This is a genomic window from Limnothrix sp. CMB-01 (assembly GCF_055193175.1).
Window position 1 is genome coordinate 760408 of sequence record NZ_CM143720.1, and the last position, 23798, is coordinate 784205.

General features: G+C 55.3%; 15 protein-coding genes. 8 read left to right on the forward strand and 7 right to left on the reverse strand.

What is annotated here, in order from left to right; all coding sequences use genetic code 11:
* Positions 1-47 precede the first annotated feature (47 nt).
* Positions 48-626, forward strand: coding sequence for a restriction endonuclease subunit R (locus ACZA91_RS03255; RefSeq protein WP_463184642.1), 579 nt, complete (start codon positions 48-50; stop codon positions 624-626).
* Between the two features lie 217 nt (positions 627-843).
* Here ACZA91_RS03255 and ACZA91_RS03260 read toward each other — a convergent pair whose 3' ends face one another.
* Together ACZA91_RS03260 and ACZA91_RS03265 are read right to left on the reverse strand one after the other, a co-directional pair.
* Positions 844-1242, reverse strand: coding sequence for a helix-turn-helix domain-containing protein (locus tag ACZA91_RS03260; protein WP_463184644.1), 399 nt, complete (start codon positions 1240-1242; stop codon positions 844-846).
* A gap of 190 nt (positions 1243-1432) precedes the next feature.
* Positions 1433-1729, reverse strand: coding sequence for a type II toxin-antitoxin system HigB family toxin (locus ACZA91_RS03265; protein WP_463184645.1), 297 nt, complete (start codon positions 1727-1729; stop codon positions 1433-1435).
* 248 nt (positions 1730-1977) lie between these two features.
* Here ACZA91_RS03265 and miaB point away from each other — a divergent pair, with 248 nt between their 5' ends.
* The gene (miaB, locus tag ACZA91_RS03270; protein WP_393010857.1) at positions 1978-3333 is read left to right on the forward strand and encodes a tRNA (N6-isopentenyl adenosine(37)-C2)-methylthiotransferase MiaB; all 1356 of its coding nucleotides are present in this window, start codon (positions 1978-1980) and stop codon (positions 3331-3333) included.
* A gap of 103 nt (positions 3334-3436) precedes the next feature.
* Here miaB and rnc read toward each other — a convergent pair whose 3' ends face one another.
* Positions 3437-4270 carry a ribonuclease III gene (gene rnc, locus ACZA91_RS03275; RefSeq protein ID WP_234407052.1) on the reverse strand — a complete coding sequence of 278 codons (834 nt, stop codon included), beginning with the start codon at positions 4268-4270 and terminating at the stop codon, positions 3437-3439.
* A gap of 691 nt (positions 4271-4961) precedes the next feature.
* Complete coding sequence (locus ACZA91_RS03280) at positions 4962-6821, reverse strand: sensor histidine kinase (protein ID WP_463184647.1); 1860 nt, start codon at positions 6819-6821, stop codon at positions 4962-4964.
* A gap of 42 nt (positions 6822-6863) precedes the next feature.
* Between ACZA91_RS03280 and ACZA91_RS03285 the strand changes: the two genes are divergently transcribed.
* The 4 genes from ACZA91_RS03285 to panB all read left to right on the forward strand — a co-directional run bounded on the left by ACZA91_RS03285 (position 6864) and on the right by panB (position 10914).
* Complete coding sequence (locus ACZA91_RS03285) at positions 6864-7097, forward strand: hypothetical protein (RefSeq protein WP_463184648.1); 234 nt, start codon at positions 6864-6866, stop codon at positions 7095-7097.
* Positions 7098-7821: 724 nt separating this feature from the next.
* Positions 7822-8910 carry a D-alanine--D-alanine ligase family protein gene (locus tag ACZA91_RS03290; RefSeq protein WP_463184650.1) on the forward strand — a complete coding sequence of 363 codons (1089 nt, stop codon included), beginning with the start codon at positions 7822-7824 and terminating at the stop codon, positions 8908-8910.
* Positions 8911-9885: a hypothetical protein gene (locus tag ACZA91_RS03295; RefSeq protein WP_463184651.1), complete on the forward strand. Its 975-nt coding sequence runs from the start codon at positions 8911-8913 to the stop codon at positions 9883-9885.
* A gap of 207 nt (positions 9886-10092) precedes the next feature.
* Complete coding sequence (gene panB / locus ACZA91_RS03300) at positions 10093-10914, forward strand: 3-methyl-2-oxobutanoate hydroxymethyltransferase (RefSeq protein ID WP_463184653.1); 822 nt, start codon at positions 10093-10095, stop codon at positions 10912-10914.
* Positions 10915-10995: 81 nt separating this feature from the next.
* Here the strand turns inward: panB and ACZA91_RS03305 are convergent, their stop codons facing one another.
* Complete coding sequence (locus ACZA91_RS03305) at positions 10996-15387, reverse strand: PAS domain-containing sensor histidine kinase (protein ID WP_463184654.1); 4392 nt, start codon at positions 15385-15387, stop codon at positions 10996-10998.
* A 211-nt stretch (positions 15388-15598) separates the two neighbouring features.
* On the opposite strand from ACZA91_RS03305, the gene sppA reads away from it, so the two are divergent.
* Both sppA and ACZA91_RS03315 read left to right on the forward strand, forming a co-directional pair.
* Entirely contained in the window at positions 15599-17440 is a 1842-nt protein-coding gene (gene sppA / locus ACZA91_RS03310) for a signal peptide peptidase SppA (RefSeq protein ID WP_190356251.1), read from the forward strand.
* Between the two features lie 272 nt (positions 17441-17712).
* Positions 17713-19524 carry a DUF3352 domain-containing protein gene (locus ACZA91_RS03315; RefSeq protein WP_463184657.1) on the forward strand — a complete coding sequence of 604 codons (1812 nt, stop codon included), beginning with the start codon at positions 17713-17715 and terminating at the stop codon, positions 19522-19524.
* Positions 19525-19780: 256 nt separating this feature from the next.
* Here ACZA91_RS03315 and sigC read toward each other — a convergent pair whose 3' ends face one another.
* Both sigC and ACZA91_RS03325 read right to left on the reverse strand, forming a co-directional pair.
* On the reverse strand, positions 19781-21178 hold the full coding sequence (gene sigC / locus ACZA91_RS03320; RefSeq protein WP_199291669.1) for an RNA polymerase sigma factor SigC: 1398 nt from the start codon (positions 21176-21178) through the stop codon (positions 19781-19783).
* 955 nt (positions 21179-22133) lie between these two features.
* Positions 22134-23636, reverse strand: a complete 1503-nt coding sequence (locus tag ACZA91_RS03325; RefSeq protein WP_463184658.1) for a BCD family MFS transporter — start codon at positions 23634-23636, stop codon at positions 22134-22136.
* Between the last annotated feature and the right edge of the window lie 162 nt (positions 23637-23798).

Sequence of the window (23798 nt, forward strand, 5' to 3'; positions counted from 1 at the left end):
CTCAGGGCGCGGGAAACAAGCGAAAGCTGCTCAAATGGAGATACGGGATGACAACCACAGTGGCGATCGAACAACTAACGCTTCAGGATCTGGAACAGCGGTTGGGCCTCCAGCGCAGTGATGATCCTGATTTCTGTCGGGAGTGGCGCGATCGGTTGCCGGAGTTGGGGGCGATCGAGCGCGATCGGCTGCAACGCATTCAAGCCAGCTACGCCAACTTGGAGCGGCGATCAATACTCGAAAATACGGCCAAGTTAGCCGTCGTTGCTCCTCTGTTGGATCTCGCCGGTTTCTTTTTACCGCCGTTCTATGTGGATACGGAAACTTCAATAGAAATTGTGGTCGATCGCCCCGTGGACGCTAACCCAATGGGAGGCGAAAAGCTGCGCGGGCGGATGGATAGTTTGGTGTTGATGGGTCGTTTGTGGGTGTTGGCGATCGAATCCAAGCGAGCTGAATTTTCGGTCAAGGTGGGGATTCCGCAGGTGTTGGGTTATATGTTGGCAGCAGCTCCCGATCGGCAAGCGCGGTTTGGCTTAGTGACCAATGGCAGTAGTTTTGTATTTTTAAAATTAGCCAAGGTGCTGACATTTCCTGATGATGCTGATACGCCTCTCTACAGTTAGCAGTACGACAAATCACCAGAATTAATTCTCGATCGCGCGGACGATTTGGCCACGGTTTTGCAAGTGATGAAAAAACTCGGGGCGATCGTTAGCCAAGCTGTTTGATTTCACGCCCGATCGCTACTCATTAATAATTAATATCTTGACGGAAAACGCCTTAAAAAGATGTTAGGGGCAAGGGGCTTAAGCCCTTTGTCTAGGGCAGCCAGGGTGACAATCAAAGAAAGACTGTGTAAGGCAGTCCAAAGAATTCGCCTAACCGTTGCGCTTGTTTCTTAGAAATGTCGCGCTTGCCGTTGACTACTTCAGAAACAATGCCTTTGGAGCCAATCACTCCGACCAAATCAGCTTGTTTCAGTCCGTTGTCTTCCATCAGTTCCAACAGTACTTCCCGCCCAGAGCAATCAGCGATCGCATAGTGCTGATCGTCATAGCTACTAACGAGTAATGTCAGTAAATCCAATAGAGCTGATTCTTCAGGTGATCGATCTTCACGCAAGAATAGTTGCTCGATTTGATCTACCAGGCGATCATATTCTTCCTCGGTCTGAATGACGGTCGGTCGGACTTCTGCCAGTAATTGTGAATAAGACTTTGGATCAAGAACTGCCAGCATGGCTTGGTTGGGTGCGTGCGTGCTTCTGTGTGTGCTTTTTTGTATGTATGATTCAGTGCTTTGGAGAGTGACGACTTACATATCATCCATCTCTGGAGTAAACCTGCTATCTGCCGTTCAAGTTACTCTAACCTCAGGGAGAAGCGGCCGAAGCCCCTATCTCTAATTGATGACGTGGCTAAACCAAACATCAACTTTGCTTTTTGGATTTTCTTCTCAAATCATCAGGAATCTTAAGTTTGCTGTATTCGGCATGAGTGCAAATTTTCTTGATAAAAAGCTTGGCATTGCTGAGTGATCCATCTTCTTGGAGGTGACAGTAATTTTGCAGGCTGGCGATCAGTCGATATCTATTTCCTCCGACATTGAAAACCAGAAATTCACCTACACGATCAACACTGGCAAATGTTTTTCTGATATCTTCAAAACTTGTCCACTTGGCTGCTGAAACGGTTGTATACCATCGTTCCAGCCTGGATTTAGCCATCGGATGGAGCTTGCAAAACTCATGAATCAGCTTGAGATTAGTAATGTGCATGTTGACTAGCCCTTAAATTTTGTACCTTGCAGCATTAGTACCTCCTGTTGAAATGGCTCTTGGTAGAGCAGCGAATGGGTTATGGAATTTATCTTAGTTCTCAAAAAGAGAACCGTCAAGCCTAGTCCTGATCAATTGGCGGTTGAATCGAAACATCCTGCTTTAGAATAAAGAGTCTCGATCGCCCCGCCAGAGCCATGAGCAACCAACCCCGCCGCTACCACATCACCACCTTCGGCTGCCAGATGAATAAGGCCGACTCCGAGCGGATGGCCGGCATCCTCGACACCATGGGCTTTGCTTGGACTGAAGAACCCGAAGAAGCGGATCTGATTCTCTACAACACCTGCACGATCCGCGACAACGCCGAACAAAAGGTCTATTCCTACCTCGGACGGCAGGCCAAGCGCAAACAAACCAACCCCGACCTGACGATCGTGGTGGCCGGCTGCGTCGCCCAACAGGAAGGCGAGCAACTGTTGCGGCGCGTGCCTGAGGTGGACTTGATCATGGGGCCGCAGCACGCCAACCGCCTCGAAGACTTGCTGGAGCAGGTGTTCAACGGTAGCCAGGTGGTGGCCACGGAACCCGTCCATATTATGGAAGACATCACTAAGCCCCGCCGCGACAGCCAAATTACGGCTTGGGTGAACGTGATTTACGGTTGCAACGAGCGCTGCACCTATTGCGTCGTTCCAGGGGTGCGCGGCGTGGAGCAATCGCGCTATCCCGAGGAAATTCGCCGGGAAATGGAGGAATTGGGTCGCCAGGGCTACAAGGAAGTGACCTTGCTGGGTCAAAACATCGATGCCTATGGGCGCGACTTGCCCGGAAGCTTGCCCGACGGACGGCACAAGTACAACTTCACGGACTTGCTGCGGGAAGTGCATGACGTGGCAGGCATTGAGCGGTTGCGCTTTGCCACCAGTCACCCGCGCTACTTCACGGAGCGGCTGATTCGCACCTGCGCCGAGCTGCCAAAGGTTTGTAAGCATTTCCATATTCCGTTCCAGTCGGGCGATAACGAGGTGCTGAAAGCCATGTCGCGCGGCTACACCCACGAACGCTACCGGCAAATTATTGACACGATTCGCCGCTACATGCCCGATGCGTCGATTAGCGCTGATGCGATCGTTGGTTTCCCAGGCGAAACGGAGGAGCAGTTCCAAAACACGCTGAAGCTGGTTGAGGATATTGGCTTTGATCAGCTCAATACGGCGGCCTATTCGCCGCGGCCGGGCACGCCTGCGGCCCTGTGGGACAACCAGTTGGATGAGGAAACTAAGAGCGATCGCCTGCAACGGTTGAACCATCTGGTGTCGGTTAAGGCGGCGGAGCGATCGCAGCGCTATTTTGGCCGCACGGAATATGTGTTGGTGGAAGATGTGAACCCGAAGAATCCGAGCCAGGTGATGGGCCGCACCGATGGCAATCGGTTGACCTTCTTTGCGGGAGATTTTGCAGAACTGCGCGGCAAAATTGTCCCCGTCAAAATTACGGAGGTACGAGCCTTCAGTTTGACCGGTGAGGCTTTGTTGCCCGCTCTTTGCTAAGACAACCTATTCATATTGGGTGCATATTGGGCGGCGATCGCCCTGAAGTGCGAATTCCCTGGGAACACAGCCCAAATTAGTTCGCCAAAGCTAGTTAAGCCCGTTAGGCCAAGGCCGCTCGCGGCGCGTTCGTACTGCTGGTGGCCTTCTGGTTGAGGGTTTCCAGGGCAGCGGCGGCGGCGGATTTTTCGGCTTCTTTTTTGGAGCGGCCTTGACCGGTTCCTAAAATCCGAGACCCCAACGAAACTTGGCAGGAAAAGAGGGGATTGTGATCCTGTCCGGCAATCTTTTGGGTGTTGTATTTTGGCAAGGAAAGACCGCATTTGTGGGCCCATTCTTGCAGTTGATTTTTCACATCAAGGCTCGATCGCGCCTGGAGTTCTTCGATCGGCACTGCGTCAAACAGGGCTTCCACAAAGGGGCGAACAATCTCCACATCCCCATGTTGATCGAGATAGTAGGCCCCGACCAAGGCTTCAAAAGCGCTGCTGAGTAGGTTGGGATTATGGCGACCTCCCATCTGCTCAACCCCTCGGCTCATGCGCAGTTGCTGACCCAAATTCAGGGCGATCGCAAACTGAGCCAGTTGCTTTTCATCAACGAGGGCCGATCGCCGCCGGGTCATTTCGTCCTCGCCCAAGTCGGGAAAGCGGCGATACAAATAAGCCCCACTAACAAAGGTCAAAATTGCATCACCCAAAAATTCCAGTCGCTCGTTATCCTCACCGAGTCGTGGATTTTCCCGCACGAGCGATCGATGGGTGAGTGCCTGAATCAACAGGCTTTGGCAGTTAAACCGAGGCAGCTCCGGCACCAAGTGGGGCATCAGCGACGTTTGGGCGATCGACTCCTGAACAGCAAGGGATTTGGCAGGTCGCGGCCAGGTAACCACCCTAGGGCGTTCGGAACCAGACGGCTGTTGAGCAAAGGCGGTCATAACGGCGTTGAGTCCTTGGATTGGGAGACTTTGGGCATTGGCAATGGGCCAGTGATCCTAAATAGGCAAGAGGCACAACAACAGGACAACTAAAGTTGGGAGCGCCAGCCACCCAATGCAATCACAACTACGGCGCAGCGTCTGATCTTGAATCTCAGCCGAGTTGCTAGCTATGTGGGCTGCGAACCTCAGGACTTTGGCGACTGTTGGCGTTCTTGCATATCAAACCTTTACCGAAACTGGAGCAGAGCTTAAACCCCTATTGGGTTTGGCAGATTATGAGTAGAGATTGTCTTATATGGTTAATACCGTATCGATCAATCGTAAAAAACTCGGGAAGACAATTCTTCAATTCAAACCCGCTCTAAGGGTAGTTTACCGCGCTCGAATAGTTGCAGGCCAAAGCATTGGGGGCTTTTTAAAGGTTTCATCAAGCCCCTTGATCATGAGTGACAGATATCAAATTGGCACGCGATCGCCCAAAAGACTCTTGCTCCTCCATCTAAGAGGATGTCTGAGAAGTATCTTTTAGTGCGGGCCAGGCATCGACACAAGCATTAATAGAAGCGTCAATAGAAGCGCCAATTATTTTAGAGGCAAGGAGTTTCAGCCCCTTTTCTATGTCGATCGCTGGGGTAACCAGAGCAGCAACTTTGGCTTTTCAGACATCCTCTAGGAGGACAAATTAGTGCTAGGAATTGGCGCGATGGATCGGTAACACCACAAGGATTTCCGTTCCTCGATTGAGGGTCGATCGACAGATCAGTTGTCCCCGATGATGTTCCACCACAATTTGATAGGTAATGCTTAGCCCCAAGCCCGTTCCCATGCCCACGGGCTTGGTGGTGAAGAACGGATCGAATAATTTGGGTTGAATGGCTTCGGGAATTCCGGGGCCATTATCCGCGATCGTGATGGTGAGGTGCTCAGAGTCGGACAGGGCTGTGGCGATCCGAATTTGACTCGGTTGATTGAGGCATTCTTGGTAGCTTCGTGCTCGATCGCGCTCATCCAAGGCATCGATCGCATTCGTCAGCAAATGCATCAACGCTTGATTGAGTTGTCCTGCAAAACAGTCGATCGGGGGAACAGAGCCATAATCACGAACAATTTGAATTTCCGGACGTTCATTCTGCTCCCGCAATCGATAGCCCAAAATCGTGAGGGCACTCTCGATCGACTCATGCAAATCAATTGTTTTGAATTCCGCCTCGTCCAGCCGCGAAAACACTCGCAGGGATTTCACAATATCGCGAATCCGACCAGTGCCCACTTCCATCGAAGAAAACACGCGATCTAAATCACCTTGAATGAATTCCAAATCGCTTTCTTGAATCGCCTCTTGCAAATGTTGGGGAGGGTTAGGATAGGCTTCTTGATAAAGCGCCACTAGGGCTTGCAACTCCTGGGCATAGTTCTTGGCATGGTAGAGATTGCTATAAACAAAACCCGCTGGATTATTAATTTCATGGGCAATGCCTGCCACCATTTTGCCCAGACTAGACATTTTTTCCGAATGGACGAGGCGACTTTGAGCCTGGTGTAGCTCGCTCATATATAAATCGGCCCATTCAACCAATTGATTAAACGCCATGGATAAATCAGCAGTGGTTCTATCCTCTTGGGTAATCGATGCCCTTAATTTTAAGTTGTTCTCTGTGGTAACTTTTTGAACTGTTTCAGTCAGCTCCAACAGGGGTGTTGTGATCGTTTTGCCGGCCATTAACGACAGAAAAATTCCCAACAGCAAACTCACGAACAGGCTGCCACCCACAATCAGCGCTTGAATTTGTCGAATTTCCTGTAGTTGGTCAGTGCCAATATTTTCCTGTTCTTCTACTTTTTCCGCAACAGTCAAAAGTTCCTGGTGAATGCTGTTCAGTTCTAAATAGAACGATCGATAGGAGTCGCTCACCAGAAAATTCACCAGAGTCTGATGGGCCACCTCATATTCCTGAGTCGTGTATCCCGGCCGAAGGGTCAATGACTGTAGCAAGGGAGAAGCAAAGCGCTGATAGTGGCGCATGGACTCATTGAGGCGATTCATTAATTTCTGCCACTGAGCCGCATCGATTCCATCTTCCTTGTCTTTCATAGTGACCGAGAATTCCACCAACTCTCGGCGCAACTCCGCCAATTTATCGAGGTGTTGTCGTTGGCGATCTTGGAATTGTGATGGATAGCGCAACAAGTACAAAGACTCGAATGGGTAATTAAGAATAACCATCCAGTCATCTGCAAAGTGGGCTAATTCCTCTTGGCGAATATCAGCAGCCCGAATTTCCGCCACCGTTTGGATGGCATAGCGGTTGCCCACAAATAGGCCAACACTGGTTCCCAAAATGGCTGTAAAAATTGCTGTTCCAGAAGCCCAACACACTTTCCGCGCAATGCTCCAATCGCGCGAAAAATGATTCAAGAGTCGTTGATATTTCCCGATCGTGAGGTCTGCCAAACGCCGTGACCAATTTCCTCGGGCAGCCGATTGAGGATGCGACCAAGGATCCTGTGGAGGGGATGATTGCAGCACGGTACGAGACTTGGCGATCATGGAGAATCAGTCCTGCAAGGAGAGTAAAGCACGACTGGCACAATGGGAAACATGACTCATGAAACTTCACTGGGAAAAGCTGGCTCAATTGATCCTGAAGACTCAACGGAGCTGGATCAATTTTCCAGGCTAATTTCAGTCTTGATTAAGCTTCATTTTCGAGAAATTGAAAAATTATGGATTAATGGCCACTATGGTTGGGGCGATGATTTGGGCGATCGCTCTGTGGGGCAATTCAGACAGGGATTTCTTGAGGAAATTGAAATTCAGATCTGAAATCCAAATTCGTCAATTCATAACCAAAATCAACATTCAAAGATTGACAATCGAAAAGAGCTGATAATTTTTACCGAGAATTTTTGCCCAGATTTAGAGCCAAAGCAATTTTATCAAGTGGGGTTCATCAGCATAGACCGATTCAAATGGATGCCAATCGATTCAAATCAACTCAAGTGATTCAATTTGGGTAAATTAGTGAATCAAGTGAATCAAGTGAATCAAGTGAATTGGGTGAATGAATTGAAGCGGACTGGGCAGTGACGATTCCGCAAAAACCAAGATTTAGCAATGCGTTTAGGGTTGTTGTATTTGACTTTACTCGCCAAGTGTAAAAATCTAGGGAAGATAGAGGAAAATTTACATCAAACCTAGGAAAGGCAGGCTTTTTGGAGGATTTCGCTGGAAAATCTTGGTGCGGAGGTCGATCGGGGGGTAAGGCCTGTCGTTATTTCCTGAAATCAGGTGAAAACGGTTGATTTTCGATGCCTCAACCGCCGTAGCAAGGGGCTTAAGCCCCTTGTCTTCCCGAGCCACTAGGGTTGGAATCAGGGTTTTGGACGATCTGACAACAGGCCCTGATGCCCTTGGGGGTGGGTGGCCAGGGAATGGCGGGCTAGGCACAACCTAGACACAACTCTTAGCAACCTGTGATTAACTGGTAGCTACGTTGACCATTGCTGGCAAACGGGTCTTGATTTGGGTGAATGGAACGATTGGCAACATGAGCAATCCTCTGCGTATTGGACTGTTGTTTGGTGGGCGATCGGGCGAGCATGAGGTGTCGATTCGATCGGCCGCGGCCGCGGCTCGGGCCCTGCAAGCAAACAGCAATCGCGATCGCTATCAGGTGTTGCCGTTCTATTTGCAAAAGGATGGGCTTTGGCAAGGGCCAGCGGTGGCCCAAGGGGTTTTGGAGTCGGGGCAACCGTTGCCGAGTGACGATCGCCCCGTCGATCGCGCGGCGCTCTGGCAATTTCCGCCCGAGGCCAGCACGGTGGATGTGTGGTTTCCGACGCTGCACGGGCCCAATGGGGAAGATGGGTCAGTCCAAGGATTGCTGCAACTGATGCAGGTTCCCTGGGTTGGGTCGGGGGTGCTGGGATCCGCAGCGGGCATGGACAAGATCGCCATGAAGATGCTGTTTGCCCAGGCGGGTTTGCCGCAAGTGGCCTATCGATTGGTGACTCGATCAGAAGTTTGGTCAAATCCTTGCGTGTTTCCGAAGCTTTGCGATCAGCTTGAAGCAGATTTGGGCTATCCCTGCTTTGTGAAACCGGCGAATCTCGGATCCTCCGTGGGCATTGCCAAGGCCCGATCGCGTGCTGAGTTGGAAGCGGCCCTGGACAGTGCAGCCAGTTTCGATCGACGAATCATTGTGGAAGCGGCGGCGGGGGGCAAACCACGGGAGGTGGAGTGCGCCGTGCTGGGCAATGATCAGCCGATCGCCTCGGTGATTGGGGAAATCACCTTCGAGAGCGAGTTTTATGACTACGACACCAAATATTCCGACGGGGCGGCGGATTTGGTGATTCCGGCAGCCTTGCCCGCCCCGGTGGTCGATCGCCTGCAAACCATGGCCAGGGAGGCTTTTTTAGCCCTCGATTGTGCTGGGTTAGCGCGGGTTGATTTTTTCTATGTGGAAGCCACGGGCGAAATCTTTTTGAACGAGATCAACACGCTGCCGGGTTTCACCGCCACCAGCATGTATCCCCAATTGTGGGAAGCGACCGGAATTCCCTTTCCGGAATTAGTACACCGATTGGTAACGCTAGCAATTGAACGTCATACCGTGGCACAAGGGGCGCAGTAAATGACGGCTGGAGCATCGCGATCATCTTCTTTACCAGATGGGGAATCGAATCCTTTTGATGTGGCCCTGAAGCGAGGATCGCCCCAGTTGCCTGCCTTGCCGCCGCGCCCAATGCCGCCGGCTGCGCCCGCTCCGTTGCCGCGTTATGGGCCGCCACCGCCGCTATCGGCTCCGTTGCCGCGATCACCCCAACCGCTGCCCACACCGGCCCCAAAGCCTGAACCAGCACCCAGAGCAGAGGCGCTGCCCCAGCCCGGCGATCCTGATCGCAGCGGCTCGATCGTTGGTGCAAATCGCCCTCGATCAATCTCCATAGGTCGCACTGGGCTAGACCGCGCTGGACTGGATCGCACTGGACTAGACCCCACTGATCACCCTAGTCAATCTAGATCCGCCGACCAGGATTCAGCCCAGCCCAATCCTACCTTCGGAAATCGTGGGCGATCGCGCCATCGTCGGCCCGGACGATCGAGTGACGGAACCGGGGCCGCCTCAACGGCCCTCGCCCCGATCGGGCGATCGCGTCGTCGTCGGCCGTCACCGGCCTGGCTGGCCCAAATGCCAACGGTGGTGACCGCTTTGGAACGCCTGTTGCGGGGGCGGGTTTTGATTGGGCTATTTGTATTTTGGGCTTTGTTTTGGCTGGTGGGCGGCGTGGCGATCGTCCGCTTGCTGAAGATGGATCGCCCAGCGGAAGTGATTCCGTTGCAAGTGGGGCAAAACCCAGAGGTTTCAGGGGCGATCGGGAACACCGCCAGCCCCAGCCCCGCGCCGTCTCTCCTGCCCACCGATAGTGAGCGCCGTTTTCAGCAAAATTCCACCACCGCCAACGCTCCGGCCAATGGCTTCGGAGAATTGCAGCCCATGGTGCGACCGCAGCGATCGGGCCCACCGTTGGGACTATTCGCCGGGGTGGTGGTGCTCTGTAGCCTGGGTGCTTGGGTGCGCTTGCAACAAATGGGTCGCCGGCCCTAGGGCGCTCATGCAAATTAAGCGCTAGAGAGCGAGTCGAGCGATCGACCGGCAAAGTCTAAACTCCCCCATCCATCAGCTTGATGGCCTTTGGGGTTGAATTTTGTGGTTGAATTTCGGTCTACACAGAATTTCGGTCTAGACCAAGAATCAGGCAATGTCCAGGGTTGCGAACCAAACCGTTGCGATCGGGCAACAGGAGAACTGAATTTGGCCTTGCGCATTCAACAGCTACAGCAATGGAAACAACAGGGTCGCCCGATCGCGGCTCTCACGGCCTGGGATTGGCTGTGGGCCCGTCTGCTCGATCGCGCGGGGGTTGATCTGCTGCTGGTAGGCGACTCCCTGGCCATGGTGGCTCTGGGCTACAAAACCACCCTGCCCCTGACCCTCGACCAAATGATTCACCACGCGGCCGCCGTTGCCCGTGGGGTGGAGAGCGCTTTGGTGGTGGTGGATTTACCCTTCTTGACCTACCAAGCCAGTGAGGCAGAAGCCATCGCCTCCGCCGGTCGGATTCTGAAGGAAACCGGGGCACAGGCCGTGAAGCTCGAAGGGGGCTATCCCGAAATGGCCGCCACCGTGGCTCGGTTGGTGCGATCGGGCATTCCCGTCATGGGCCACGTGGGCCTCACCCCCCAATCGGTGAATCAACTGGGTTATCGACAACAGGGCCGCAGCCCCGCTGAGGGCGATCGGATCCTGGCCGAAGCCCTCGCCCTAGAAGCGGCCGGTGCGTTTGCCATTGTTTTGGAGCATGTGCCCGCCACCCTGGCCGAGCGCATTACCCGAGAACTCACCATTCCCACCATTGGCATCGGGGCGGGCAATGCCTGCGATGGCCAAGTGCTGGTGACCGCCGACCTGTTGGGTTTGAGCGACCAAACCCCGCCTTTTGCCAAAACCTACGCGGATTTGGGAGCAGCGGTGATTGCGGCGGCGGAAACCTACTGCCAAGAGGTGCGATCGGGACAATTTCCACCGGCTCCCCTATCAGCCGCTGCCCAGACTCACCAGTCGATCGGCTCCTGATTCGCGTCTCCTCCTTGGCTGCTGATTGGGGCCCACATCACCCCATCAGGCCCAGTGCCCAGCGTTTTGGCCACCGGCCCCTCAAGAAGGCGCATTGGGTTGCCAGAGTGGAATCGTAATTTCAAACGTGCTGCCTGCCCCAGGGGTCGAATCGCAAATTAGCGTCCCTCCGTGTTTTTCGGTCACAATTTGGTAGCTAATGGACAATCCCAGCCCCGTGCCCTTGCCCACGGGCTTGGTGGTATAGAACGGGTCAAATAGCCGCTGCTGCACCTCCTGCGGAATTCCCAGACCGTTATCTTGAATCCGGATAATCGCTTGCTCTCCCCGGCGTTCCGTCATAATCCGAATTCGGCTCGGGTTCGCTTGCATTTCCGCCATCGATCGCTGCTGATCTCGTTCCTCCAAGGTGTCAATCGCGTTGACCAAAATATTCATAAACACCTGATTGAGTTGCCCCGCGTAGCACTCAATTTCTGGCAATGTTCCATACTCTCGAATCACCTCAATACCCAACCGATTATTCTTCGGTTTCATTCGCCCATTCAAAATCGTCAGGGTGCTATCCAATCCCTCATGGATATTCACCACCTTCATTTCCGCCTCATCCATGCGGGAGAAAATCCGCAGCGATTGCACAATTTCCTTAATTCGCTCTGCCCCCAATTTCATCGAATCAAGCATTTTGGGCAGATCAATCATCAAAAAGTCCAGATCAATTTCCTCAATGAGGTCAGCGATCGGCTGTTCTAAATCAGGATAAAAGTCGCGATATAACGCCACTAATCGCAATAGATCTCTGCTGTAATCTTCCGTATGAGCTAAGTTGCCATAAATAAAGTTCACGGGATTATTAATCTCATGGGCTACCCCGGCCACCAACTGCCCCAAACTCGACATTTTTTCCTGTTGCACCAATTTGGTTTGGGTCAGGCGTAATTCTCGCAATGCTTGCTCCAGGGCGATCGCCTTGGCCCGGGCTTCAGCGGCGGCCATTTCGGTTCGCTCCAACAAATCTGCCTGATTTTTAGCGATTGCCACCTGATTCACCACCGCCTGCACCAACGCCACCTCATCCGGCTGCCATCGATGCTCATGGGACATCTGCAAGCAAGAAATTACTGCCATTCGGGAGCCATGAATTCGCACCGGCACCATGAGGAGCGATCGAACCTTCATCCGCGACAGGGTTAGCCGCTCTCGCAAAGGCAGTTGCTTCACATCGTCAATTTGCACCACCTCCATACGGGTTAGCCCTGCCAGCAACGAGCCAAACTGGGACTCATGGTAAGTACCAATCACCGAGGGAATGGCCGGATCTCTCGCTTCCGCCACGATGCTCCAAGCCCCCTCTGCCAACACTTCAGTTGCTGAATCAGTTGCTGAATTGGTCACCAATATTGTTTCTGTGGCCGGCTGGTCAGCTTGCTGGTCAATTGGCTGGTCAGTTTGTTGATTAATTGGCTCACCGAGTTGCTGATCCTCCAGTGGCTGAGCTAACTGATTGAGCTGATTGAATTGATCAATTGGTTGATGCACTTGATCATGAACCGGTTGGTCATACAGGGCAAAGGTCGTTAGATCAACCCCCAAGGCCAGGCGAATTTCCTCCAAGGCAAACCCAATCACCTGTTCCTTGGAGCCATGAATGCTTTTGCGAATTTCCGTTGACAGGGTGTTAATCAGCCGCTCCCGTTCCACCTGTCGTTGCAAACAGTGCTGGGAATCTCGCAGGGCCTGTTCCACCTGCTTCAGGGCTGCAATGTTGCGGGCCACGTTGGACAAATATTCCACCTGTCCATTGCGCCCGTAATGCACCAGAGCCACTTGGGACACGGGAATCGGATTCCCGGCTCGATCGCAAAATAAGCCTTCCCCTTGCCACACGCCTTCCTGCAACAACTGGGGAAACTGCTCTTGAATTAGGTTTCGCTCTGAAGGGTGGAGCAACTGGGCAATGTTCAAGCGCAAAATTTCCTCGGCGCTGTAGCCCAACATGGCGCAACCAGCGGGGTTGACATAGGTTAAGTTGCCGTGAATGTCGGTGGTTCCCACAAAGTCCGTGGTCGCCTCCAAAATGGCTAACAGGCGCTGTTGTTCCCGTTCAATTTGCTTGCGCTCCGTGGTGTCGATCGCCACCAACAGCAATCCGGTAATTGCGCCCGTGTGATCTCGCAGGGGCGTTTTGACCACATCAAAATCACGCAATTCGCCGGCCGCGTTGGGAAACTGCTCTTCAACCTGAATCGTTTTCCCGAGGGAAAGGCAGCGTTGATCGGACAGCAGACAAACGCGGCAGGACTCTTCTCCCAGCACGTCTTGATAGTGATTGGCCGCCAGCAGGGTGGATTCTTCGACACCAAAGGTTTGACAGAGGGGCCGATTGGCCAATTGCACTCGCCCTTTGGCATCCGTGAGCCAAATCAGCAGGGGAGCCGTGTCCAACACGGTGCGCAGGGTACGCTCCTGTTCCATCAGGCGAATTTCGGCCTGTTTGCGTTCGGTGATGTCCGTGTCCACCCCCACCCACTCGCGGATGGTTCCATCGGCTTCCAGGACGGGCACACCCCGCACCACCATGTGGCGATATTCACCATCGGCGCGGCGCAACCGATGCTCAATTTTGTAGGGCTGGCGCTGTTGTCGGGCCGTTTGCCAAGCTTCTTGGGTGTAGCCGCGATCGTCGGGGTGAACGGCCATCAACCAACCTTGGCCGCAGTAGTCCGCAAAGGATTGGCCGGTGAAGTGGGCCCAGTGGGGCATGGGTTCGGTCACTTCTCCATCGGCGTTGGTGCGCCAGAGGGTTTGGCCCATGGCTTCCACCAGGCAGCGATAGCGTTCTTCGCTTTGGCGCAGGCGATCTTCGGCCAGGATGCGGGCGGTGATGTCGGTGGCAATGGACAGACAGCCAATCATGTCCCCCTGTTCGTTGCGAAGGGGGGCATTTTGCCACTCGCAAAGGATGATGCGGCCGTCGCGGGTGCGGTTGTAGTTGCGGAACCGGCTGCCGCCACGACCGGTCATCAGATCGGCAATCAGGGCATAGACTTTGGGCTGTTCGTTTTCGGGCAGGATTCGATCGAACGGTTGATTGATCATGTCTTCGGCGGTGTAGCCGAAGAGTTCGGTGGCGGCACGGTTCCAGGTGATGATGCGCCCATCGGAGAGCCATTCAATGATGGCAACGGGGATGCGTTGCACCAGGGATGACCAGCGCTTTTTTGAGGACTGGAGGGCCTGTTCGGTGGCTTTGCGATCGGTTACGTCAAAAATCACCCCATCCAGCCACATCAGTTGTCGGTTGTGGTTGAAACTGGGTTGTCCCTGTTCCACCACCCAACGCAGTTCGCCGCTGACGTGGCCAAGCCGATACTCGACGCGGTAGGGTTGCTGCTGGGCGATCGCGGCTTGGATTTCCGTCCACACCCGATCGCGGTCTTCGGGGTGGGTGAGGTCTTGCAGGGTGCGATTGCGATATTGAACGAAGGTTTCGGCTCGGTGACCGGTGAGATGTTCGATCGCCTCGCTGGCAAACAACAACGTCCGTTCCCGATCGCCCAAACAGCGATAGATCACGCCGGGGACGTTGGCCACCATGGTGCGGAAGCGCTCGTTGTTGTCTCGCAAGGCGGTGTCGGCCTGTTCTTGGGCCAAGCGCAGCACGCGCCGCTCGGTGATGTCTTGGGCAACGGCGTAGATCAGATCCTGGGCCCGATCCCAAAAGAAATTCCAGCGAAACCAACGATAGGTTCCGTCTTTGCGTCGGTAGCGATTTTCCAGGACGCGGGTAGGGGTTCCTTGGGGTGAAAAGTGAGTTTCCGCCTGGGTGCGGGTGCGATCGTCCGGGTGAACGTAATCGGTGAAAGGCCGCCCGATCGCCTCTTCCCGCCAGCCCAAAACCTGATCCCAGGTTTCGTTGAGAAATTGAAATTCCCCTTGACTGTTGATCGTGCAAAGGCAACTGCCCGATTGGATAAAAAGCTGTTTCCAGGCTTGCTCCATCACCACCCGATCGCTCACCACCCGCAGGGAAATGCAAACCAGGTTGTGCCCGGCATCGTTCGGCCCAAGGCCGCCATTGCCCCAGGGAGCCACCTCCCATTCCAACCAAAGGCCCGGATGGGGTGACCGTTGCAGCCAATGGGGTTGCTCTGAGCGCATGGTTTGCCCCTGACTGGCTCGGGCAATGGCCGGTTGCCAAAGGGTGGCCAGTTCTGGACAAAGGGTCATGACCGATTGGCCGGGGGTGGCTTCCGGCAGCGATAGCGCCGTTAACCAGGCCGGGCTGGCAGCCCAATAGCTCCCTTGGCCATCCACCAGGGCGATCGGCAGGGGCAACCCGGCCACAAGCTGTTGTAAAGCTGCCTCAGGGGTTACGGGAGGTTCCAACGGTTGCGAAGTCGCCGTCACGCAACCCCCATCGCCACCGGCGGGTTGCGGATCGCTAGATTGCGGAGCGTCGGGGTTGGTCATGGGTGGAAATCTCGGAAGGCAGGCGAAACAGGCGAACAAAAGCAGGCAAGCAGAGGGCAGCATGAGCGGCCAACGTCAACCTCTGTCGCGCAAGCCCCAGCAGCGATCGCTAGGATTGGGTCTAGCATAGAAAAGCTCGCAGGGATTGCCAGTGATCCGCAACCTTGCTGCTTTGGTTCCTGCTGCCCTAGTCCCTGCACCGCCAGCCGTCATGAAAAGTTTTTTACAACAAACAATCGCGAGCATTCTGGGAACGCTGGTTGGCCTCACGATCTTCGCAGGTGGCAGCCTCCTGGGACTCATTGGTTTGATTACTTTTTTGGCGGCCCTGTCCAGCTCCTCGGAGCCAGTGGCCCTCAAGGGGCGATCGATGTTGGCGTTGGATCTGTCGCTGGCGATTCGGGATGAGCCGGGCCAGGCAGAGGACTCGATCGATCGCTGGCTCAGCGATCGCCCTCGAACCATTCCCCTCAGGGTGTTGCTAGACACCTTGGCCCAGGCGGCCAAAGACCGCCAAATCACCGGTCTTTATCTTTACGACAGTGCCGGAACGGGCCCGATCGCGGGCTATGCCACCCTCCGGGAAGTGCGGGAAGCCATTCTGGAGTTTCGGAAAAAGAAGCCTGTCATTGCCTATGGCACGGATTGGGACGAGCGTACCTATTACCTAACATCCGCCGCCAATGAAACGCGGTTGCATCCGGCGGGAGGGCTGGAGTTCAACGGGTTGGCCGCCGAAAGCACCTTTTGGAGCGGGGCCCTTGAAAAATATGGCATTGGGGTACAGTTTGTGCGGGCCGGCAAGTTCAAGTCGGCGGTGGAACCCTTTGCCCGTCGGGATTTCAGCCCTGAAAATCGGGCCCAAACGGCAGCCCTACTTCAGGATTTGTGGCAAACGGTGCTGACGGCGACGGGCCAAAGTCGCAAACAGTCGATCGCCCAGTTGCAAGCGATCGCCGATCAGGGAGGGTTGTTGCGCTCCGATCAGGCGGTGAAGCTGGGTTTGGTCGATCGCCTGGCCTATGACGACCAGGTGATTGAACGGGTGCTGAAGCTGGCCGATCGGGAAGACAACAAGCCCACCTTCCAACGGGTTGCGGTGGCTGACTATGCACGCCAAGTGGGAACCGTGGAAGCAGCCCAAAGCAAATTGGGCGATCGGCGCAAAAACGCAACGGGCCAAGAAATTGCCTTGCTCTATGCCACGGGCACGATGGTGACCCAAACCACAGACGGCGAGCGGGATGCGATGAATGGCACCGCGATCGCCACGGAACTGCGGAAGTTGCGCAAAAACGAGGATGTTAAGGCGATCGTTTTGCGAATTGACAGTCCCGGTGGCAGCGCCACCGCCGCTGACATCATTGCTCGGGAGGTGTCCTTGGCGGCTAAAGACAAGCCGGTGATTGTCTCCATGGGCGATGTGGCCGCCTCTGGAGGCTATTGGATTGCTGCGCCGGCCACGGAAATTTGGGCGGAACCCACCACCATTGCCGGGTCGATCGGGGTTTTTGGCCTGTTGCCCAATATCCAAAAACTGGGCGAGAACAATGGGGTGAATTGGGATGCGGTCACCACGGCTCCCTTTGCCAACATTGGCTCCGTGACCCGCAGCAAAACGCCCGCTGAGCTGGCCCTGCTGCAATCGTCGGTGGACTGGACTTACGATCGATTTTTGGATCATGTGGCCCAGTCGCGATCGATCGATCGGGCCAAGGTGGAAGAGTTGGCCCAGGGGCGAATTTGGTCGGGCAAAGCCGCAGCAGATTTGGGCTTAGTCGATCAGTTGGGGGGGTTAGATCAGGCGATCGCCGCCGCCGCCAAGGCCGCCAAACTGGGGAAAGACTGGGTGTTGGCGGAATATCCGCGCCGGGAACCCTTTGGCCTCAGTTGGCTAGAGGACAAGAGCCAAGCCCTCTGGAGTCGGTTGGGCTGGAGTCAGTCCCCCTTAATTGCGCGATCGCTGGCTCAGTTACCGTCGCAGTTGTGGCTCTTGAATGACGATCCCCGATCAACCTATGTTTGGTGGCCCGATCGGCTGGAAATTCGCTAGGCCGGCCAATGTTGAAGAGTCACCGTTGAGCGGGCAGATCACCAGAAAAATAACTAGCTGGGAAAATAACTAACCGGGAAAATCATCGGGAAGCAGCCCCAGCAACCTTGCCACCCAACGGCTCAACTTCAACATTTTGTTGCTAACTGCAACCGAGACAGGCATCTGCACAGGCCGCCCGCGATCGAGATGGAATAATGGAGCCGGGCTAGGCAGCCCGACCCAAGCGGGAGGCCGCCACAAGCGAACACCAAAAAGGGCGAGCGAGAAGCATGAAGGGGCGCGCGTTTTTTTCAATTTTGGCGGCGATCGCAATTTCGCTGGTGGCGGCCGGGGCCGCCGGAGCTGTTTGGATTGCCACCCACAGCCCCCTGGGCTTGTTGGACGGTGTGGCTAATGCTCAGCCCGAAGCCGCTGTGATGATCCCCAAACAGGCTCCGGCCATGGTTTCGTTGTTGGTGAATCCCGATCGCGTGGAGGCCTTGCGCCAAGCGATCGCGCCCTTGGGTCGGCGCAGGGCGGCCCGCCACGAATGGCAACAGGCCCGCGATGCCTGGCTCACCCGTAGCGGCCTAACCTACGATCGCGATGTGCAGCCCTGGCTGGGGGATGAAGTGACCCTGGCGGTGACCACCGTGGACATCGATCGCGATCCCAACAATGGCCGGGAGCCGGGCTATTTGCTGGCGGCGGCCGCCAACGATCCCGATCGGGCCCGGGAATTCTTGCAACTGTTCTGGCAAAAACAAGCCCTGAACGGCATTAACCTGATTTTTGAGCAATACAAGGGCGTAAAAATCGTTCATGGGGAAGCGTTGGATCTGATTCCACGCGGTTGGGCCAAACGCTTGGCCCAGGGCGGCCGAGTTTCGACCCAAACGGACTTGGCCACGGCCCTGGTGGCCGATCGCTTCGTGCTGGCTGCCAACGATCCCAAAGTCCTGCGGGATGCCATCAACAACATCCAAGCGGCTGACTTGAGCCTGTTGCGAGAACCGGACTATCAACGGGAATTGGCAGCGCTCCCGCCCGATCGACTGGCGATCGCCTACGTGAACCCCACGGCCTTGGGTGAACTCCTGGAACCCGCCACCGCTACCCGCCGCCGATCGAAAGCACTGTTACCCGCCGAGTGGTTGGCCGCACTGCCGGCCCACAGCGCCACCCTGTCCCTGAAGGCCGAGCGATCGGGCTTGGTCACCGAGGCCGCTTGGGTGGCGGCCGATGGCCTGACCCTGGTGGCGGCCGAATCTCCCCTCACGGAACCCGCCACCGCCACCCGCTATTTACCCAACACCGCCACCATTGCCCTCAGCGGCACAAACCTGCAACAACTCACCCAACAGTGGCAGCAAATCTTGGGCGACGGCCCCATCGCCCAGGCGATCGGCCCGCTGCTGAGTCAGGTGGCAACCAATTCAGGGCTAAATTTGCAAAACGACCTTTTGGCCTGGAACACCGGAGATTTTGCCCTGGGCTTAATTCCTGTGGAAGTGGGCGATCGGGCAGCGGAACGAGCCTTGGGTGAATTTCCCGGCGATTGGGTCTTTGTGGCCCGCCGCACTCCCGAAACCGCCGCCGCACTCGATCGGATTGATGCCCTGGCCAAACAACAGGGCCTGACCCTCGGAACCCTGAACTTGGACAGCGACCAACTAGCCACCGTTTGGACGCAACTGATCGCACCGTCCAGCGCCGGCCTAATGGGTTGGCGCAATGCGGGTCAAGTCAGCACCCAAGTGCAAGGGGCCCGGGCCACGGTGGGAGACTACGAAATTTTGGCCACCTCCGTTCCCGCCTTGGCCGCAGCAGTGCAAGCGGGGCGCGATGAAACGGCCTCCCTCCTGGGTGATCACCTCTGGCAATCCGTTGTCACCACCCTGCCTGTCCCCAACGATGGCAATGTTACCCTGAGCTGGCCCGCTGCCCGCCCAGTGGTGCGCCGCTTGATCCCCCTGTTCCGGTTGGTGGAAGTGCCCCTGCGGCCCCTGTTCGATCGCCTCGATCGCCTGAGTTTCACCAGCGAAGGCGGCCCTGAAAATCTTCGTCGCTTCTCCCTGTTTGCCCACTGGACGAGCTGGTAACCTGGTCGGGCGATCGGGTCGCGACCCCATTCCGCCTTGGTCTTGTCTCGAAACTCAGTTTCCGAGCAACGGCTAATCAGCTCAGCCAACAGGCAAAAATCAACCAGCAAAAATCAGCCCAAAAAATCCAACAAATCATAGAGGGGCGATCGATTAGTTCGATCGCCCCTCTATTACTCATGGACTTAATGATTCATGGACTCAAGGGGCAAACGTCCCATTGGGCAGCAGCGCTCACCAACCCGCAGACATTGCCCTAGGACAGCGCTTCCAGATAATCCCGTACCTGGTTGCGATGGCGCGGTTGGCGCAGTTTTTGCAAGGCCTTCGCCTCAATTTGCCGCACCCGTTCCCGTGACAAGTCCAGCGCCCGCCCAATTTCCGCCAAGGAATAGGGGCTGCTGTGACCCAAGCCAAACCGCATTTGAATCACGTCCCGCTCGCGGCTGGTTAGTTGTGCCAGCAGTTGTTGCAAATCCCGTTGCAACGACTCCCGCATCAGGTTCTCTTCCGGCGAAGCGCTATCCGCCTCCAGCAGATCCCCCAACTCGGTGTCCTTGTCCTTGCCCACCTTCGTTTCCAGCGAAACGGCCCGGGGCACGCGCATCAACACCTCGCGCACCTGGGCGGGGGTCATATCCAACTCAGCCGCCACATCATCAAGGGTGGCCGTGCGGCCCTTGGCTTGGGAAATTTTCCGTTGGGCCTTCTTGATTTTGTTCAGCTTCTCGGTGATATGCACCGGTAACCGAATGGTGCGGCTTTGGGTGGCGATCGCCCGAGTAATGCCTTGGCGAATCCACCAGTAGGCATAGGTGCTGAAGCGATAACCCTTGGTGGGATCAAACTTCTCAACGGCCCGCTCCAGGCCCAGGGTTCCTTCTTGAATCAAATCCAGCAGTTCCAAACCACGGTTTTGATACTTCTTGGCCACGGACACCACCAAGCGCAGGTTGGCCTTGATCATCCGCTCCTTGGCCCGCGTGCCTTGGGTCTGGATGTCTTCCAACTCCGCCAGGGTCAGTTGGGCGACGGCGGCCCAGCGGTTTTTGCCCTTGTTTAAATCGGTCTTCAGTTCCGGCACGGTCACACCGGCTTCGCGGGCCCAACGCTCGATCGAGGGGCGATGGCCCAGGGTGGCGCAAAGGCGATCGCGCACAGCCACCAAGTTCACCAACCGTTCCAGTTGCGGTTCTTCGGGGCAGGCGGCCGTTTCCCGCAGCCGCAACAGTTGCATATATCGCTGCACCTTTTGGGCTTCGGTCACTTCCTCGTCCCGACCCAACAGACGCACCCGCCCAATCTCTTGGAGATATAGGCGCACGAGATCGGTGGTTCTGCGGCGATCGCGCCGGCCATCCTGGGCCAAGGCCGCCTTTACGTCCTCATCCTCTTCCTCAAGGCGATCGGCCCCGAGGTCATCTGTGCCCAAATCCTCAGCACTCAAATCATCTACGCCCAAATCTTCAACCTCAAATCCTGAGCCACTCAGCTCATTTTCCAGAGTCGTTTCATCAAAATCCTGGTCTCCGGAATCAAGGGATTCTTCGGAGTGGTCTTCTTGCTCATCCAGCAGGCCACTGGACAACTCAGGCGACAAATCGATCGGCGATTTACTAAAGAATTGATCTGAATCGAAAAAGTTGATAGGCATAGCAGTCATAGTCTCTACCGCTCCGAAGATGCGCATGAATCAAGCGAGTCCAACACCCTCAATGCGCCAGTTGCTGCATAGCTATCGATCTATCGCCGCATGGGTTCGTTTTTAAGCCTGGATCGCCAGTGCGCGCGGCCGGAATAGGGATCGATGGGAAGCTGCCCTGATGCTAACTATCGTAGTGAGGCTCCTCTGAATGCTCAGTGACCGAAGCGGCGTTCTCGAACAATCTTCGTCACGGAGCGCTAGTTAGCCGGATCGCCATTACGGTCGATAATCGATCGCCATCCTGTGTGATCTCGATCGCTGGTAGGAACCTCCGTCCACAAATTCACCCCTAAGATGTAGTTATCGTGAATTGTTCCCGGGATGACTGTCTCCCAAGAATGTCTTAAGACTTCTTTGGATTTTGTCTGAACTTTTACAAAAAAAGATAAATTTTGTAAATCGCAATACCAGCAATTTAGGAATTAATCCTGATCAATTATCAATTAAAGACCCATCCCCAGAATTCTGAAATTGGGTTGAGCCATAGGGGTTAAGACTCTGATTTCATCCAATTGTCAGTGATGAGTCCATGGATGGTTGTTGAATTACTCCTTGATTATTGATTGATGATGATTCTCAATTTCAAAAGACCGCATTAATTTGCGTGAACTTGCTCTGGCTGACACTATCAGGGTTATGGATTTTTGTATTGATTTTTAACTACTTTTGATCAGGCTGCAAAGAACTTCTTACCCAAAAATCATGGGAGCATCTCGCTCAAGATGCCCCCATGATTCACCTCTCTCCAGGGATGATTAGACTCGTTGGGCGATCGATGACGGGTGGACATTGCCTACCCTGCACCCTGCTCAACCCGAGCTGATGATTCCGTAACTCGGCAATAACTCGGCAATAACTCAGCTGCGACTTAGCCACGACTCAGCAGCCATCAGCAGCAAGCGGTTTAGTCCATTTCCACCTGCAAAACGTTGGCGATCGCCTGTTGGGAATCGGTTTTGAACTCCCGCACATTCACCCACCACAGCAGCCCGATCGCGATCGCCATCATCAACGCTTCCGCCGCAAACACCGTGATGAAGCCATAGATCGGTTGCCCAAACAGCGCCAGCCCAACCCGTTGGTAAATTAAGCCGCCCAACCAGGTAGACAGGGCCTTGGCCAAGGCCTGAGCCAGACCCCAAGCCCCAATGAACGTGCCGGCCGTTTCCGCCGCCGTTAGATCCAACATCAGGGTCAAGGCCCCGGTGGTGACAACGCCCGAGGTGAGGCCAAAAATACCCACGGCCGCTTGCAAAACCGTGGGATTAGCCCCGATCGACCCAGGATTGGGATTGCTGGAAAATCCCGCCAAGATGATTAGCCCCAGCGCCGCGATCGTCAGCAAACAACCAAGCTTTGTGGTGCGCTGTTTGCCCAACCGGGGAATCAGGCCAAAGCCCGTGGCCACCAACCCCAAAAGGGTTCCCGTGCCAAAGAATGCATTCAAACTCGTGGTGGCCGAAGGGGGCATGTTGAACACTTCGCCGCCGTAGTTTTCGAGAACGGCCTCTTGCAAAAACAGACCCAAGGTCATGGCTAGCAAGAATGCGAAAAAGATGCCTGTTTGCCGACTGGCGGTCAAAATTCGCAGGGCCCGCCCGAGGGTAATTTGGTCTTCCCGTTCCGCCAGGTGCGATCGCAGGCCATAGCGCGAAAACCGTTTTTCCACACCCCAGGTGGCCGCAAAGGCCAACCCAACCACAGTCGCGGGCACGATGATGAACAGTTGGTTCAAGGCCCCTTGCAAAGCGGCGAGGCTGTTGGCCGCTTCGGCCCGTTTCAGGAGAATCGAAGTCACGATGGCCCCGATGATGATCCCCACCATCAGCATTGACCAAACCACCCCCACTAGGCGCGATCGATCATCTTCGTCGGACACGTCCACCAACAGAGCCGCAAAGGGCGTGGAGCTGGCACTGATGGAGAGGCCATAGCCCGCAAACAGCAACCCAAGGGCGATCGTCCAGAGGCCCGTGGTTCCCTCCCAAGACCAACCGCCCGCCTGCGCCACGGCCGCGCCCAATTGCCACATCACCTGCACAATCAAAAACGAGAGCACAGCAAAAACCATCGATCCCAGCCAGACATAGCCCGATCGATGCAGTCGGAACAGGGGCTTGGCATCGGACAGTTGCCCAAACCAAACACGGGCGGGCGCAATGAACTGGTGCAGGGCGATCGCCCCCGCCGCCACATCCAGGGGAATGGCCAACTCATTGCCCATCACCCGGTTCAGCAGCCCCAAGGTGAGCACCGACATCATGCCCAGGCCCATTTGAAACAGGCCCAAGCGCAACATCACTGGCAGGGAAAGCTTAGGGGGCTGTTGGGGCAAGTCATGGTGCGGGGGCAACTCCAATGGAGGAGACAACGGATTCAAAGTGGATTCGGGAGACTCTGGAGGCATGGTGCTAAGAAGGGCAGAGAATTCAAGGATGGATTGGGATCGGCGATCGCTCTCCAATTTTAAAAGGCACACCGGAACTTCCCCTTCAGTCCCGAAATCCTGACGGAATTTTGGGGAATACCCAAATTTCTTGAAGAATAAATCCTTATAATTGGTTCACAG

Excerpts from the sequence above, each read along its gene's own strand:
- sppA (WP_190356251.1), top strand. The coding sequence starts at position 15,599 with ATGAAAAGTTTTTTACAACAAACAATCGCGAGCATTCTGGGAACGCTG.
- ACZA91_RS03325 (WP_463184658.1), bottom strand. The coding sequence starts at position 23,636 with ATGCCTCCAGAGTCTCCCGAATCCACTTTGAATCCGTTGTCTCCTCCA.
- sigC (WP_199291669.1), bottom strand. The coding sequence starts at position 21,178 with ATGCCTATCAACTTTTTCGATTCAGATCAATTCTTTAGTAAATCGCCG.
- ACZA91_RS03280 (WP_463184647.1), bottom strand. The coding sequence starts at position 6,821 with ATGATCGCCAAGTCTCGTACCGTGCTGCAATCATCCCCTCCACAGGAT.
- ACZA91_RS03255 (WP_463184642.1), top strand. The coding sequence starts at position 48 with ATGACAACCACAGTGGCGATCGAACAACTAACGCTTCAGGATCTGGAA.
- ACZA91_RS03295 (WP_463184651.1), top strand. The coding sequence starts at position 8,911 with ATGACGGCTGGAGCATCGCGATCATCTTCTTTACCAGATGGGGAATCG.
- ACZA91_RS03290 (WP_463184650.1), top strand. The coding sequence starts at position 7,822 with ATGAGCAATCCTCTGCGTATTGGACTGTTGTTTGGTGGGCGATCGGGC.
- ACZA91_RS03260 (WP_463184644.1), bottom strand. The coding sequence starts at position 1,242 with ATGCTGGCAGTTCTTGATCCAAAGTCTTATTCACAATTACTGGCAGAA.
- rnc (WP_234407052.1), bottom strand. The coding sequence starts at position 4,270 with ATGACCGCCTTTGCTCAACAGCCGTCTGGTTCCGAACGCCCTAGGGTG.
- ACZA91_RS03285 (WP_463184648.1), top strand. The coding sequence starts at position 6,864 with ATGGGAAACATGACTCATGAAACTTCACTGGGAAAAGCTGGCTCAATT.
- ACZA91_RS03305 (WP_463184654.1), bottom strand. The coding sequence starts at position 15,387 with ATGACCAACCCCGACGCTCCGCAATCTAGCGATCCGCAACCCGCCGGT.
- miaB (WP_393010857.1), top strand. The coding sequence starts at position 1,978 with ATGAGCAACCAACCCCGCCGCTACCACATCACCACCTTCGGCTGCCAG.
- ACZA91_RS03265 (WP_463184645.1), bottom strand. The coding sequence starts at position 1,729 with ATGGCTAAATCCAGGCTGGAACGATGGTATACAACCGTTTCAGCAGCC.
- ACZA91_RS03315 (WP_463184657.1), top strand. The coding sequence starts at position 17,713 with ATGAAGGGGCGCGCGTTTTTTTCAATTTTGGCGGCGATCGCAATTTCG.